This window comes from Chroogloeocystis siderophila 5.2 s.c.1, assembly GCF_001904655.1.
Classification (GTDB): domain Bacteria; phylum Cyanobacteriota; class Cyanobacteriia; order Cyanobacteriales; family Chroococcidiopsidaceae; genus Chroogloeocystis; species Chroogloeocystis siderophila.
Genome location: NZ_MRCC01000004.1, coordinates 1 through 14,017 on the forward strand (window position 1 = coordinate 1; position 14,017 = coordinate 14,017).

Annotated in this window: 14 protein-coding genes, 1 tRNA gene and 1 pseudogene; 7 read left to right on the forward strand and 9 right to left on the reverse strand. The window is 42.9% G+C overall.

The window, feature by feature from the left end; all coding sequences use genetic code 11:
• Positions 1–145 precede the first annotated feature (145 nt).
• Positions 146–430: a hypothetical protein gene (locus NIES1031_RS04990; RefSeq protein WP_218596672.1), complete on the forward strand. Its 285-nt coding sequence runs from the start codon at positions 146–148 to the stop codon at positions 428–430.
• 175 nt (positions 431–605) lie between these two features.
• Here NIES1031_RS04990 and NIES1031_RS04995 read toward each other — a convergent pair whose 3' ends face one another.
• The 3 genes from NIES1031_RS04995 to NIES1031_RS05005 form a co-directional block, all read right to left on the reverse strand.
• Entirely contained in the window at positions 606–1,670 is a 1,065-nt protein-coding gene (locus tag NIES1031_RS04995) for a VapE domain-containing protein (RefSeq protein ID WP_178378048.1), read from the reverse strand.
• Between the two features lie 81 nt (positions 1,671–1,751).
• Positions 1,752–1,824: transfer RNA gene (locus NIES1031_RS05000), tRNA-Glu, on the reverse strand.
• Positions 1,825–1,898: 74 nt separating this feature from the next.
• The gene (locus NIES1031_RS05005) at positions 1,899–2,177 is read right to left on the reverse strand and encodes an Npun_R1517 family heterocyst differentiation transcriptional regulator (RefSeq protein WP_015189754.1); all 279 of its coding nucleotides are present in this window, start codon (positions 2,175–2,177) and stop codon (positions 1,899–1,901) included.
• 556 nt (positions 2,178–2,733) lie between these two features.
• Here NIES1031_RS05005 and NIES1031_RS05010 point away from each other — a divergent pair.
• Both NIES1031_RS05010 and ndhM read left to right on the forward strand, forming a co-directional pair.
• Positions 2,734–3,276 carry a LeuD/DmdB family oxidoreductase small subunit gene (locus tag NIES1031_RS05010; RefSeq protein WP_073548409.1) on the forward strand — a complete coding sequence of 181 codons (543 nt, stop codon included), beginning with the start codon at positions 2,734–2,736 and terminating at the stop codon, positions 3,274–3,276.
• Positions 3,277–3,394: 118 nt separating this feature from the next.
• The gene (gene ndhM, locus NIES1031_RS05015; RefSeq protein ID WP_073548410.1) at positions 3,395–3,754 is read left to right on the forward strand and encodes an NAD(P)H-quinone oxidoreductase subunit M; all 360 of its coding nucleotides are present in this window, start codon (positions 3,395–3,397) and stop codon (positions 3,752–3,754) included.
• A gap of 131 nt (positions 3,755–3,885) precedes the next feature.
• On the opposite strand, the gene NIES1031_RS05020 is transcribed toward ndhM, so the two are convergent.
• Positions 3,886–4,158 carry a hypothetical protein gene (locus NIES1031_RS05020; RefSeq protein WP_073548411.1) on the reverse strand — a complete coding sequence of 91 codons (273 nt, stop codon included), beginning with the start codon at positions 4,156–4,158 and terminating at the stop codon, positions 3,886–3,888.
• A gap of 882 nt (positions 4,159–5,040) precedes the next feature.
• Here NIES1031_RS05020 and NIES1031_RS05025 point away from each other — a divergent pair.
• Positions 5,041–7,365, forward strand: coding sequence for a protein phosphatase 2C domain-containing protein (locus tag NIES1031_RS05025; protein ID WP_073548412.1), 2,325 nt, complete (start codon positions 5,041–5,043; stop codon positions 7,363–7,365).
• A 277-nt stretch (positions 7,366–7,642) separates the two neighbouring features.
• Complete coding sequence (locus tag NIES1031_RS05030) at positions 7,643–8,299, forward strand: hypothetical protein (protein ID WP_073548413.1); 657 nt, start codon at positions 7,643–7,645, stop codon at positions 8,297–8,299.
• A 16-nt stretch (positions 8,300–8,315) separates the two neighbouring features.
• On the opposite strand, the gene NIES1031_RS05035 is transcribed toward NIES1031_RS05030, so the two are convergent.
• From NIES1031_RS05035 to def, 3 genes are all read right to left on the reverse strand, one after another.
• Entirely contained in the window at positions 8,316–9,686 is a 1,371-nt protein-coding gene (locus tag NIES1031_RS05035; RefSeq protein ID WP_073548414.1) for a PrsW family glutamic-type intramembrane protease, read from the reverse strand.
• 169 nt (positions 9,687–9,855) lie between these two features.
• Entirely contained in the window at positions 9,856–10,056 is a 201-nt protein-coding gene (locus NIES1031_RS05040) for a hypothetical protein (RefSeq protein ID WP_196797622.1), read from the reverse strand.
• Between the two features lie 21 nt (positions 10,057–10,077).
• Positions 10,078–10,641: a peptide deformylase gene (gene def, locus NIES1031_RS05045; RefSeq protein ID WP_073548415.1), complete on the reverse strand. Its 564-nt coding sequence runs from the start codon at positions 10,639–10,641 to the stop codon at positions 10,078–10,080.
• Positions 10,642–10,938: 297 nt separating this feature from the next.
• On the opposite strand from def, the gene NIES1031_RS05050 reads away from it, so the two are divergent.
• Complete coding sequence (locus tag NIES1031_RS05050; RefSeq protein ID WP_073548416.1) at positions 10,939–11,772, forward strand: DUF3598 family protein; 834 nt, start codon at positions 10,939–10,941, stop codon at positions 11,770–11,772.
• Here NIES1031_RS05050 and NIES1031_RS05055 read toward each other — a convergent pair.
• Both NIES1031_RS05055 and aat read right to left on the reverse strand, forming a co-directional pair.
• On the reverse strand, positions 11,769–12,686 hold the full coding sequence (locus NIES1031_RS05055) for a phosphatase PAP2 family protein (RefSeq protein ID WP_084544254.1): 918 nt from the start codon (positions 12,684–12,686) through the stop codon (positions 11,769–11,771). The genes NIES1031_RS05050 and NIES1031_RS05055 overlap by 4 nt on opposite strands.
• A gap of 64 nt (positions 12,687–12,750) precedes the next feature.
• The gene (aat, locus tag NIES1031_RS05060) at positions 12,751–13,326 is read right to left on the reverse strand and encodes a leucyl/phenylalanyl-tRNA--protein transferase (protein ID WP_073548417.1); all 576 of its coding nucleotides are present in this window, start codon (positions 13,324–13,326) and stop codon (positions 12,751–12,753) included.
• Positions 13,327–13,585: 259 nt separating this feature from the next.
• Here aat and NIES1031_RS05065 point away from each other — a divergent pair.
• A pseudogene (locus NIES1031_RS05065) lies at positions 13,586–13,864 on the forward strand (IS701 family transposase); the annotation flags it as partial.
• Between the last annotated feature and the right edge of the window lie 153 nt (positions 13,865–14,017).

Sequence of the window (14,017 nt, forward strand, 5' to 3'; positions counted from 1 at the left end):
TCTTACGTATTTAGAACTACCATCTACTCTCTATCCTTACTTATTCAGGACTACCCTGTCACAATATCACATTACATAGATATTGTACAAAATCATTATCTATATTACTATGGTATTGTACAAAACCTATAAGTAATCTATGTCTATGTCTGGTCGTGGTGGATCGCGTGAAGGGTCAGGTAGACCATCTCCTTGGAATAACAAAAAGACTGTTGCTATCCGAGTACCTGAATGTTTTGCCCAAGAGTTACTAAACTATGCAAGACGTTTGGATCGGGGTGAGAATACTAGCAATATGGATAACGTACATAATCAGAAAGTCCTAGCTATGCTCAAGGAGACACTTAATTACCCAACTAATAGTTTTGGTAAAGGAAAAGCTATTATCAAGGAAGCAGTATCAATTATGGAAAACGTACAGAATCAATAACTAAATTTGATGAGTATTTCCCCGATACTCTATGGTGTCGCCATAAAAGTTTTAGCTTTAGGTACAGTTCGCGTAAAAGGTTTTAAGGTACGGGGAGCGGTATCCTTACCACAGTTAAATTACAAAAGCGTTTAATGCACGGGTAGTAGTACCCGTACTCATGCTGAACTGCAAATTAAATGCGATCGCGTTCAGTACGCAGTAGTTTAAGGTCAACCTCCTGCTGCACTGGAATTACCCAAAAGCGTCGGTTGCCTGTTGAATCACCTAAGAATTCATCTTGATTAGTTGTGCCGACAATAATAGAAGGACGGTCAAATGCTTGTACTGAGCGACCATAGGATGGACGAATATAATCTCTTGCGCAAGTCAAGAAAGCTTTAACGCTAGCAAGGTCACGGCGCTTGAATACCGATTCCAGTTCTGCCCATTCAATAAACCAAGTAACGTGCAACTTGAGCCGTTCATCTTTGTCACTGATGTGACCGAGTGAATCGTCAAACCAATCTTCACCTGCTAGGACTTTGAAAAATGAAGACTTACCAACTCCCTGCTTACCTTGCAGGATTAACGCCGTGTCCATCTTGCATCCTGGTTGCATAGCCCTGGCTGCTGCTACAACTAAAATCTTTTGTAAATAGGTGTCGTAGATAGGGTTATCCGTGCCGAAGTAGCGAGATGCAATCGTTTTGAGAATGTCGCCGTTTCCCCCGTGTTGGTTATAAACGCGAGTCAGATATTCCACTACGGGACTGTAAGCACGCTGCTCGGCTAGTTCAGTCACAATATCAAGCGCGTTACTTCTGGGAATTTGGAGGTTAAAATCATTCGCCAACTTGAGATGAATTCGGTCGGGGTTGATTGGCTCCTCATCTAACTCAATTTGCTTCCTCAGCGTGTTGAGTCGCAGCCGATGTCCTAGCACTGCCTGCACTTCTTGGAACTGACGCGCTAGTTTACAGACTTTATCCTCATCATTGGTGCTGTGTGCTAACTCGTCAGGTTGCGCTATGAGTTTCTCTAGCTCTTGGCGCTTGTCACCGATCGCCCCCAAAATCTCCTCACGGGTAGCACCGTCATCAGTTACCCAGTCCGTAATGTCTAACCCGCCCTTATTGGGTACTCGTTGCCACAGTGGGGAATTGGGGAGAACATAAAGCCATTTAGCATCAGGAAAGTCAAGCGCTATATCCTCACAATGCTTTAGCCCTGCCTTATCTCGGTCAGGACACAGAACCACGTTCGCGCCTGCCAAGTCCTCAAGATAATTAGGAAGGCATTGTCAGCCTTCCTTGAACTAATCCAAAACGTATTGTTTTTATACCCCCAGGGGAATTCGAATCCCCGTCGCCTCCGTGAAAGGGAGGTGTCCTAGGCCTCTAGACGATGGGGGCGTCTGATTTGCACTTTTATTAGAATAGCTACTTCTCCTCAGTTTTGTCAACACCCTAACAAAAAAAATCTGACTTTAGGCTAAATCTAATGAATTCCGCAACCGCATCAGTTGACGGCGCATTTGAGGCGAGGCTTCTAGCTCAGAAATCTCCTGTGCGTCTACGTGTGCGTGCAAGGGTTCCATATACTCGTCAGCCCCGTTAGCAAACGCCTCGATCAGCAACTCTAGTAAGTCATCGCGATTGCGTAAAGCACATTTCTCTTCAATGAGTCGAAACTTAAGTTGAATGTTACACTCATAAACGCTGACTTCGGCTTTGTTTGATTGGGGTGGGATTGCGTCAGATTTCATATCTTTAAATATTTTGATTTTTTGTAGTAATTAAGTAGATAAGGGTTAATTGGTCTTAAGCTAATTTTTTAAAACGTTTGTTTTTCAATCTGAACCAGAGCATTTAATTTATCTCAATTTAACTTTTCTTTACACTATGGACAAATCCTTGAGAGTAGGAGCAATGTAGTCAATCACTATTATTGAGCCTTTAAGCTGAAATACAATAAAGTTTCTGTAAGGAGTTTGTGAGACTTTTCTAAGTCTTTTCTTTTATGGATGACGGTTCGCGATGATTATAAGTTTCAGTTGAGATACAAGTACTGATATCTTACTGGTATTGATTGACACACAAAAATATAAAAAGAGTTAATTTTAGGATCGCAGCCTGCAAATGAAACATTGACTCGCAAGTTAACTTTAAAAGAACAACTTAAACTAAAAATGTATAATGTTAAAAATTTGCTAATCAAAACGTTATTAGATAGCACGGAAATACTTGTGCTTATTTTTACTATGCTGCGGTTAAGCACTTCAAAACAAGTGTAAAATCGTCCAAAGTTGGAGGAGCCTACTAATGAATAAAGTAATTCAAGGTAAAATTTTTGTTGTAGATGATAACATCGACACCGACCAGATTATTCCTGCGGAGTATTTGACGCTAGTCCCTTCAAAGCCTGATGAGTACGAGAAGCTAGGAAGCTATGCTTTAGTAGGATTACCGGATAGGTATGGTAAATTTATTGCTCCAGGACAGATGAAAACAACCTATCCAATCATTGTGGCGGGAGAAAACTTTGGTTGTGGATCTTCGCGCGAACACGCGCCGATCGCTTTAGGCGCATCAGGAGTAGAAGCGGTTGTCGCTCAGTCTTATGCACGGATCTTTTTCCGTAACTGCGCTGCGACAGGCGAACTTTATCCGTGGGAATCCGTGGAACGCTTATGCGATGAGTTTCAAACAGGACAAGAGGTAACGATTGATTTTGACCGAAACCAGATTGTGAATCATTCTTTGAATAAAGTTTATGCGCTCAAACCTTTAGGTGAGGTAGGACCTGTGATTGACGCTGGCGGGATTTTCGCGTATGCGCGTCAAACGGGGATGATTTCGCGTTAAGCGATCGCATAAGGGCGCTGCACGTAGCGCAAGCACATCTTTATGGCAAAACTGATAACTGATGCAGATTAAGTCTAGAATAAGTTCAGTGTGATTTTTTCTGTTCAGTCATCCACCTATGGAAGATCAGCTTCTTAAGTCCACAACTCGCCATATACGCATCTTTTCTGCTGAAGTTGATAAAGATGGTGAGTTAGTTCCTAGCAACCAAGTCTTGACGCTGGATGTAGACCCAGACAACGAATTCAACTGGAATGAAGATGCTCTCCAGCAGGTGTATCGCAAGTTTGATGAATTGGTAGAGTCTTATACTGGTGCAGATTTAACGGATTACAATCTTCGCCGGATTGGGTCAGATTTAGAGCATTTTGTTCGTCATCTCTTACAAACTGGTCAAATCGGTTACAACCTGCGCGGACGCGTCGTTAACTACAGTATGGGTATTCCTCAAGTTGCAACTGAAGAAAGTAAAAATTAGTTCTCAATAACTGCATCTCAATGGCAAAATAACGAAATAAAATTAATATCCAGGGAGAGCATTGACTCCCTGGATAATTTCAATATGACCGTTTTGGTACATCTAGTTTTTGTACTAATACAAACTAACGGCTACCACCACTTACGTTCACCGTCTTCGTCAACGCGTGCCTGTCTAATGACATCTGAGATTTCTTCTGCATCTTTAACATGATGTAATGCTTTTTCCTCTCCATCTGGCTCGTCTACGACAAAATAAGCAGGAACTTGGATGTGATCGCCAGTAATATCAGGAGAATCTACCGCAAGTTGCTGAGCTTTTTCTTCAACTGATTCAGGTTTATCGGAAATAACATCGCCAGGATTCACTGCGCGATGAGTATCTTTTTCTTGTTCGCTTGCCATAAATTTGGATGGTAATTTTACAATTATCTAATTTCTACAGGTTAAAGAACAATATGCGCGATCGCATCTTTCCAACGGCGTAATTTGATATTTGTCAGAAGCATAGCATTTCAGCTAATTGTAAATGGTTATTTGATAAATAATGCTGAGGCTAGTCATTAATAACGAATAATTTTGAGTTATAGCACTCAATCACAAAGTTAATTTTGTAATGATTGTTATTGCATAGTAATCTACAAATTATTTACTATATAAATTGCAGAACGCCAACGATTTATGAAAAAAAGAATACCCACAACTGTTATCAAATTATTTTTTGAAACAAGTCTCTCCTTGACACTCAAAGCTGTGATTGCCCAGTCCTGCTAAGGAGCATATATAACTCACGAATTATTCAACACTGCGCTATAATAACGGTTAAATATAGCACTTTTGAATTTGGTGGTAAGCGCTTCAAGTTTTTATTGAAATAAATATTTACTTTAAAAAAATAGACAACTATTCGATTAATAGATATATTGTTGAAAAAATAATGAGCTTGGATATTAACTGATTAGCTGAAGGAAGGGAACCATGACGGGTAAAAATAAATCTCTTTTTAATGAAGAAGATATTTCAACTTCTGTTGATGTAAAGAAACCATCATTAAAATTATAATCGAGTGCAAGTAGAGAAGTGGCAGCATTGCCCCAGGCGAACCCTATCATAAAATTAGACAGTTTGTATCAGAGCAGAGAAAATCAATTTTATGAAACGCGTCTTTACAGCGGAGGAAACGAGGAAACGTTTTGCACAAAGCTCTCAATGTGGCAATTTAGAAGCTAATCAGTTCGTACGACCACGGCTGTACAAAATCCTCAATGGCTGATCGGTGCGAAAACTATGCAGAACGAAGCAGCAATGCTCCAATGTCCAAACGAATACTGCAAAGCTGTCAATGATGAACGCGACAAATATTGCCAGCAATGCGGTACGTTTCTGCCAAAGCGCTACCTGTGGGCAGTAGGATCGGATATTGAAAAATACCAAATTGGAGAAGTTATCGCGCAACGGTATCTACTCATAAGTGAACGCGTCTTTCTTGACACAAAGCCAGGTTTACCACCCGAAGCACAAGCGTGTGAAATTACGGCAACCACAAAACCATATTTAAGATTAATTCCTTACCGTCTCCAAGTTCCGCAAGTTTATGGATTTTTGCCAGGACGCGCTGATTGCGATGTTTTATTATTAGAGGCACCAATTTATGCGGAAGGAACGCCGCTGGCGGGACAGTTATTGCCAGCACTAGCTGAAGCGTGGCAAGATGCAACGTCATTGCGACAGTTGAATTGGCTATGGCAAATTGCCCAATTGTGGCAACCACTGAGTAGTGAAGGAGCCGCGTCGAGTTTACTCGATTTACAGCTATTGCGCGTCGAAGGTTCCTTAGTGCGGTTATTACAGTTGCGATCGCAACAACCACAACCGACAATTGCTGAATTAGGACGGTTATGGCTAGAGTTAATCGATCAAGCACAACCCAGTATTGCGGAATTTCTCGCACAGTTGTGCCATTCGATGATCGAAGGCAATCTCAATGCAGATTCTTTGACGACCGCATTAGATCGAGGTCTTACGGAACTTGGGCGATCGCAAGTACGAAAACTAGTCATCAGTACACTCACAGACACAGGGCCAACGCGACAACGCAATGAAGATGCGTGCTATCCTCCGAGTGGGACTACCACAACAACATCAGCACCCGCAGTAGCGATTGTTTGTGATGGAATTGGCGGTCATGAAGGAGGTAGTGTTGCTTCGCAACTTGCAATCGATACACTACAACAAGTCAAGCAACTGCCTTTAGAGGATATCCATTTAGACGCGATGACACTCACGCGCGAGTTAGAGCGCTTCGTCCGCATCGCGAATGATCGCATCAACCAACGCAACGACAACGAACAGCGCTTTGGTCGTCAACGCATGGGTACGACTCTGGTTATGGCAGTAGAGCGCGCGCATGAAATGTATATTACGCACGTAGGCGATAGTCGCGCTTATTGGATTACCCGTACAGGCTGCCATCAATTGACATTAGACGATGATGTTGCTTCGCGCGAGGTTCGCTTAGGCTATTCGCTGTATCGTAATGCGTTAGAACAAGCCTCGTCTGGTTCACTCGTACAAGCACTTGGAACGAGTTCCTCAGCAGCGTTGCACCCTACTGTGCAGCGGTTTGTGCTTGATGAAGATTGCATTTTTCTTCTTTGTTCGGATGGCTTAAGCGACTACGATCGCGTAGAAGAATATTGGGATACGGTGCTTTTACCTGCGGTGAATGGCAGTCTTAAGGAAGCTGACGCCGTTACCCGATTAGTCGAAATGAGCAACTCTCAAAACGGACACGACAACGTTACGGTTGCACTTGTACGCTGTACAGTTAAATATTCCGAGCCAACAAACCCACTAAGTATCGCTTTACTCAAAGAACCTCAGTTCGATGATCGCCAGAATACAGCGATCGCATCACAACACGATTTAATCAAACAAGATCGCGCTGATACCTCAACTCGTAAAACGGTTTTGCTGCCAACGCAACGTCCGAAATCGCGTCTTTTGCTACCCATTTTGCTAGGAACGTTGCTCTTAAGCTTGGGTGGGGGATTGCTTGCTTATTTTTTACCACAATTCCATCGCAGACAGCCGCTGAATAATCCGACAACCTTGCCATCGCCACTCGCATCACCAACCGCAACACCAACGCCGCTATCCGTTGGCACTTTGGTTCAAATCAATCGCCAAATTAATCTTGAGCAAAACCCGAATGCGATCGCAACGAATGTCGCTTCACAATCTCAACTTGCACAAGTTCCGATGCATGGCATCTTGAAAGTAACCGGTAAAAAGGAAAATCTTCAGCAGGGCGACTTATTGAGACTCAAATTTCTTTGTGTGATTAATCCTTCAGAAAACTTCAATACAACCGCGAGCAATCTGCAACTACCGCAAAATGCAACTGCACAACTTCTACAACTAGGACAAGAAGGCTGGATTGAGCAAGCAACCTTATTACCAAATATTGAAAAAACGCTAGGACAGACAAAAAGCAACTCTTGTCCAATTGCAAACCAATCACTACCAACTTCAGAATCTCCGTTGAACAGACCTCTCACGTTACGTAATGCTGGAAGAAAAAATGAGGAAAAACGGTCGCTAAGCTTTTAGCTTTTCGTATTTCTTACGAGAAAATTCTCATTTTGTTATGCTATTTTTATCTACCGAACGCTGGTAAAACATCCCTCATCAGGAAGTACCTTTAGTAGTAAGAATACAGTTAAAGTTTGAGAGTTGCCAAAGCTTTCTTTTGAGTTTACGCTCGAAGCGCAAAAATTTATGAATTACAAGCGCTAGCATGATTTTTTGAGTTACGGAAATAGCTGTAAAGCAAGTGTAGCTACTCATACCAGCATTTTTCTGTCAACGTAATTTCAGGAGTTTTACCATGGCACAAGAATTCAATCCAGCGCAAGACGGTAGCAAATCGCCTCCTTCGCCAGCGCAATTGGACTTGTTAGCAGCTCTTTTGTCATCAGAAAATACTATCTATCCGTGGAATCCTGCCGATCCAGAAACAGAAATTTATTTTGAAGAACAAGATGCGCTTGTATCCGAAGTATCATCAGCCGAATTTCAAGCGCGATCGCAACACTTTTTCTCAAAATTAACAGAACTTTGGTTTACGGTAACGCCAAGTAAGAAAAACTCGGCTTCGGATATTGATTGTCTTCTAGATTGGCAACATGACTTTGCAAGTTACGTACCTCATGCTTGGCTGGAAGCGATCGCCGATCGAGCAAAACAAGTTTTCCCCGCGCCAAATTCACTGACAGAAAAATTAGTACTATGCGTTCGTGGTTTACTCCCAAATTTCGTAGAAGCAGATTTGCTGGTTTTAGCGCGCCCTTTTGCACAAACGCTATGTAGTGTTAAGCAAGAATCGCAAGCAGTAATCAGTCATCTACATCACCATGCTTGGGATGATTTATCAGAAATCGAACAAGCCAAGGCGAGTTTGGTTATCGCATGTTACGTTTTAGCCCAAATCACAGTCACAGAAACTCCTCACTACAACGGGCATAAACCCAATGAAATGATTTAAATCTTCGCTTCACATTCTACGGTCGTTTGCCAAACCGAGTAGCAAAGTTCTGCGATCGCGTTGGTGAGAGGACTCGTGCTTTTAAGATAGCGGCGGCTAAAAACGCATACGACACGACACCAACTACAGCTAAAAGCAAGCCGCTTAAAAGTCCTGTAGCATTCCACAGCGCATGAAGTACCGCAGCGCTAAAATATCCTACTCCTAAAATTTGCCAACGCTGACGTGACTTCAACACACTTAAACCAATGAAATAACCAAAATACCCACTATATGCCATGTGTCCCGCGACAGAGCCTAAGATTCGAGGAATTAATAGTTGAAAACCGACAAGTTGACCTACACCAATTCCACCCTGAAAGGCTGCACCGCGAGTAATTTCTGGTACATATTGCCTCAGTGTTTCTACCAAAGTAAAGCTCATTGCCGAAGCAGTTCCAAGCAAAATTCCATCTAAAGGTTCGGCAATACCGATGCGTTCTCGCCAAGGAGAATTCAGACGCTGCCCAATCAAATATGCACAAAATACGGGTAACGCCTTAAGCAGTTCCTCCATTAATCCAGCACCAAAAAACATCCGCATCAGTAATTCAGGAAAGCCAACAAAATCAGCCGTTAGCGGAATTTGACCAGGAAGCAGCCCACGAAATACAAAAATGAATAACGGTAAAATCGGACTCAGCAACATCAAAAAAGACGCGATCGCGACTCCCAAAATTGTCCACCAAGGTTTCCGCTTGCCACACAGCTGATAAATAAAGTAATACGCTGCCCCAGCAAGATAAATCGCCACAAGTATCTGATTAAAGTCAGCTGTTTCCGGTCGACCTACGGTAGCAAACATCAAAACCACAAAGATCACCGTCAGGACGCCTGGAATCAGATACGCCTTACTTGTCAAATCCTTTGCTGTCGCTGCAATTGGAAATAGCTGAGTAAAGCTGACTGCGCGATCCGACGATTTAGATGATTTCCCAACAAGCTTTGCTGCTTCTTCTGGTGCAGATTGTTGAGTATAGGCGTGAGGCGTTGTATACTCAAAAACGAATTCCGCGCCGTTGTATCCAAGCGTAATGCGATCGCCTGCGCGTAGCTCTTGACATTGCGCTAAACGATATCCATTGACATACGTGCCATTAGCACTATTTAAGTCACACACAAGCCAACGCGGCTGAATCCTACTAGTCAGCATCGGTCGAAAAACGGCATGACGACGCGAAACCGTGCCATAGATACTAGAATCTAAGACGATTTGGCAGCTAGAATCGCGCCCCACAATCACCTCTTGAGTTCTAGAGAGGGGGTAACGGTGAACAATACCTGATTCCCCTTCAATACCACGAGGTAATTGCTGCAAAAATCCCTCAGCGTTATCTTGTCCGGTCATGGGTTGAAATACTGTGTTGGCAACAGCATACAGCAGTTAGTCATCGCTGTGATAGAGGTCGCCAATACTCAACGCCTGCACAATTAGCGATGTTTATGCATACCGCGTGAAATGCTGAGGGCATCACAAGTAGAAGTATAAATTTCCTCTACCCGATCGCCCCAATTTTTTACTTATTGTTGGCAGCATTGGTATCGCGTACCGCTGCATAAAAGAGAAAGCAAGTTAAGGGAATGCTAATTGCCAGAATAACGCTGGTAGCAGTTACTCCTAAATCTGGTTGTCCAGAAGAAAGTTCAAACACCGAACCGACTCCGGCGATCGCTGCTATGCACGAGCCACCGAGGAACAGCCCGCTTTTGGGCGTCATTGTCGTCATTTTGTGATTTTCCTAAGCGATTGGTTTAACAGCTTTTGCCGAGAAGCCGTGCTTTGATAGCTCAGCATTGAGTGCAATTTTATTTTCTACTCGGTCTACAAATAGTACCCCGTTAAGGTGGTCGATTTCATGTTGAATGCAACGCGCGAGTAACTCGTTTGCTTTTAGTGTTCGCGGACGTCCGTTTTCATCTTTATAGCTAATTTCGGCAACTTGCGGACGCACAACATCTAAATAAACACCAGGAATACTCAGACATCCTTCTTGCATCACACACAATTGTGAACTGAGTTGTTTAATGACTGGATTGACTAAAATCAGCGGTGGGTTAGCTGGATTGTCTGGTTCGCAATCGATCACAATCACTTGTTTTTGGACTGCTACTTGAGGTGCGGCTAAACCAATGCCATCCGCAGTGTACATCGTTTGTAGCATCTCTTTGGCAAGGAGGCGCAGTTCTTGATCGACTTTCGCAACTCGTTTAGCAGGCTGGCGCAAGGCGCGATCACCTAAGTAGCGAAGATCAAGGGGAGGGTTTTTTAACTTTTGTTTTTCAACAACGACTTCCGAAGGCATGGAATTGTGACTCGCTTTTTCCCATTTACTTTCTCATTTTCATTTTATCAAGTCTAGATTCTCCCTATTCGCACTATTCGCACATATCCTCAAGATAAGTATTAAGGATTTGTATGATAGGTTTTTCTCTACAATTCCACGGTGAGAACATAAATACCAAGATGGTACTTCTAAGTTTTATACTCAGATACAGTGAAGTTAGTAACCCTACATCATCAACGCAAGCCCAGGTGCCTGTGCAGTGAGATTGCTACTAAAGATACCATGATGGAGGAGAAGCAATCATCAAGGTTAGGTATGCGATCGCAGTGGGAATGTCTATTACAAAATGTTGGTGAATGGCAAGGGTCATTTACGCGTTTGTCACCGCAAGGAGAGTTAATCGAAAATACTCCTACCGTTGTTTCTTTAGAGGGAATCGACAATAATCAAACAATGCGCCAAATTATTAGGCGTACGTTACCCAATCAAAGTATCGATGAGACAGTTTTACAATACAGCACATTAGGAAAGCAAATTTTATTTTTTGAAAATGGTGCTTTCTCCCAAGGCTCGATTCAACTTGCTCCTTATTCTGAGTTTGGTGCAGAACACGGATTAATTGCAGGCGATCGCCGCTTACGCTTAGTACAGCTGTTCGATAAAACTGGCAACCTTGACCGAATTACGCTGATTCGCGAGAAACTTCTGCATAGTACAACACCAGAACGCCCAGCATTGCAAGTTGCACATTTAGTCGGACAGTGGCAAGGAGAAGCAATAACACGCTATCCCGACGGGCAAGTTAGTGATGTTTATCCGACACAGCTACGCATAGAAAAGACAAGCGATACGCAACTTGTACAACACCTCAGCATTATGCAGCAAGGTTCGCACCATACGATTAGCTCAACAGGAAGAATCGCAGGTTCGGTTTTATCGTTTGAAACAGGTTCGCAATGGAATCAAGTGTTATTACTTCCTGACGGCGCTTCTGCGGCTTCACCGCAACACGTCCGAATTGGACAAGCCTTTTTTTTGGAACTCGGTTGGCTGATTCAATCTAATATGCGTCAAAGAATTATCCGCCGTTATAACAATAAAGGTGAATGGTATAGCTTAACGTTAGTGACAGAAACGAAAGTCGGTTAGCGAAAACGCCTAGTTACCCTAGGTGTAGCCGATAGCCGCATCCGAGTAAATAGAATTGGTGCAAATAGTAAACTCCACAATGCAGCCAAAAAGAAGGTTAAAGCTTTCAGCACAAGCTGATCGTCAAGCAATAGCGGGATCAGTAAAAGCGGAATCAAGACACCTAATCCAATCAATAGCTTGAGTGTTAACGCTGTACGCGCAAGCGGTGTAGGCGAGTAGCGTAAGTAACGATATTCGATTAAACCACCAATAATAAAACCCGCCACAGTGCCCATCACGTGCCAAACTCTTGCTGAATCTCCCGCGAAAGGAATTGCAACAAGAACAAGAGCGCATATTAAACCTCCCCAAAATTGGAAAAATCTCAACGATCGCGCCGAAAAAAAGTCATCAAGTGCTGGTAGTATCCGCAAGTAAGCAACGATCAACACCGCAGCAATCAACGCACCACCAATCACGTCTCCTAGGTAGTGTACGCCAAAGTACAAGCGAGCAAGCATAGCACCCACAACTGCGATCGCTGCTATAAATTTTGGCATCCAATTTAAGGTAGCCAACATTCCCGACATTGAGGTCGCAAGTGCGGAGTGTCCGCTAGGAAACGACGATGTAAATTCATCTTTCCAGATGATAATTCGCGGCTCTTCTGGACGCGGTAGCCCAATTAAAGTGCCAATCGTTAAGTCGATCGTCATTGAAAAGACAACAATACCAACTAAACTGTAGGCAAGTCGGCGACCAGAAAGCCAAAATGTCAAAGCTGTTAGTAAGACTACACCTTCGGTATCGCCAAGATAGCTAAATAACTCAAATACCCAGTACCAGCTAGGGCTAAAAACCTCTTGTATCCTAACAATCAGGTCAGTTCCCCACAACAAGTCTCCAACCGAATCGAATGTTGCAATTAACACTTTTTTCTCAGTAGCAAATCGCTAATGTATAGCAATTATCCAACGTTTGCTACAAAAGTGGTAACTAAAATAAAGAACACTGTCGCTTGAGTGCTTGCGCCAACAGAGATCGATACTCGCGTTGATTGACTCGATAAGCGCCAAATCGTTCGAGATGAGGATTCATCATCTGCGCATCAAAAAAAACAAAAGCGCGATCGCGTAACCGTTCTACCAGCTTAACGAGTGCAACTTTTGAGCCATCAGAGATGCGGTAAAACATTGATTCTCCAATAAAAGCTCCGCCAATAACAATCCCTAAAACTCCTCCTGCTAACTCATCACCTTGCCACGTTTCAAAACTACAAGCCCAACCAAATCGGTAAAGTTGCCAATAAATTTCCTGCAATTCTGGCGAAATCCAAGTTTTTTCTCGATTCGCACACCCAGCTACCACACCGGCGAAATCACGATTAACTGCAACCGCAAAGCGTCCAGAGTTGAGTATGCGTCTTAATGACTTGGGATAACAGAAGCGTTCATCTAAAGGGATAAGCGTGCGATCACGACTTGTGTACCAACCCAGAACATTCGCGTCATCAGCCATCAGAAAATAGCCTTGCGCATAACCTTGAATGATCGCAGAAACATCATATTCCATGAAGCCTTAGCAGCGAGTTAACCCGAACTTTACAATGGTGGATATATAATAGCCTTAGTTATGAAAGCTCATATTTATATCATCTCCGGTCAAATAATTAGAATTAGTAGTCAGTGACTAGTCACCAGATACTAGCCACTATTTTTATCATCACTCATCAACCGGACTTAAGATAACTTCCCTTATCAGAGTTTATCCCTCTTTCATCACTTTGGCTAGAGTAAGATGGGAGTGAGAACCTCAAACTCTTGCGACTAAAATGGTAGAACCTAGAGTTGCTGTTAGAACAGCCACGTTCGTTGATAACTATTGTGCCATCTACCAATATCTCTATCTGTTTCCAGAAGTCCGAAGTTTTGAAGCTTTTAACTATCTACATTTGGGAATGATTGCCGAGATTGCTCGTAAATCATTGCCTGCTATTGCCAGGGTAGTAGGGCTGAGGAACGACCAAGTTTTAGATCATTTTTTAACTGAGTCACCTGGGGATATAGAAGCATTGAGAAAGCAAAGATTAGCGTTAATGCTACAACAGTTACATCGGGTCGTTGGTAAAAAAAATGGGAAAACTAATTTAATTGCGCGTTTTAATTGCACTTGGAGATAACGGATTTCACGTTGAGTTAGAACAATTTTATTCAACCCTGACCTCTGCTATAGCGGTGAATTTATTCGCAATTTATGTAGGAGA

Bases quoted from the DNA above. Each gene is read 5' to 3' on its own strand.
- ndhM (WP_073548410.1), top strand. From the start codon at position 3,395: ATGGAAGATCAGCTTCTTAAGTCCACAACTCGCCATATACGCATCTTT.
- NIES1031_RS05030 (WP_073548413.1), top strand. From the start codon at position 7,643: ATGGCACAAGAATTCAATCCAGCGCAAGACGGTAGCAAATCGCCTCCT.
- NIES1031_RS05050 (WP_073548416.1), top strand. From the start codon at position 10,939: ATGCGATCGCAGTGGGAATGTCTATTACAAAATGTTGGTGAATGGCAA.
- NIES1031_RS05010 (WP_073548409.1), top strand. From the start codon at position 2,734: ATGAATAAAGTAATTCAAGGTAAAATTTTTGTTGTAGATGATAACATC.
- NIES1031_RS05025 (WP_073548412.1), top strand. From the start codon at position 5,041: ATGCAGAACGAAGCAGCAATGCTCCAATGTCCAAACGAATACTGCAAA.
- aat (WP_073548417.1), bottom strand. From the start codon at position 13,326: ATGGAATATGATGTTTCTGCGATCATTCAAGGTTATGCGCAAGGCTAT.
- NIES1031_RS05035 (WP_073548414.1), bottom strand. From the start codon at position 9,686: ATGACCGGACAAGATAACGCTGAGGGATTTTTGCAGCAATTACCTCGT.
- NIES1031_RS05005 (WP_015189754.1), bottom strand. From the start codon at position 2,177: ATGAAATCTGACGCAATCCCACCCCAATCAAACAAAGCCGAAGTCAGC.
- NIES1031_RS04990 (WP_218596672.1), top strand. From the start codon at position 146: ATGTCTGGTCGTGGTGGATCGCGTGAAGGGTCAGGTAGACCATCTCCT.
- NIES1031_RS05040 (WP_196797622.1), bottom strand. From the start codon at position 10,056: ATGACGCCCAAAAGCGGGCTGTTCCTCGGTGGCTCGTGCATAGCAGCG.
- NIES1031_RS05020 (WP_073548411.1), bottom strand. From the start codon at position 4,158: ATGGCAAGCGAACAAGAAAAAGATACTCATCGCGCAGTGAATCCTGGC.
- def (WP_073548415.1), bottom strand. From the start codon at position 10,641: ATGCCTTCGGAAGTCGTTGTTGAAAAACAAAAGTTAAAAAACCCTCCC.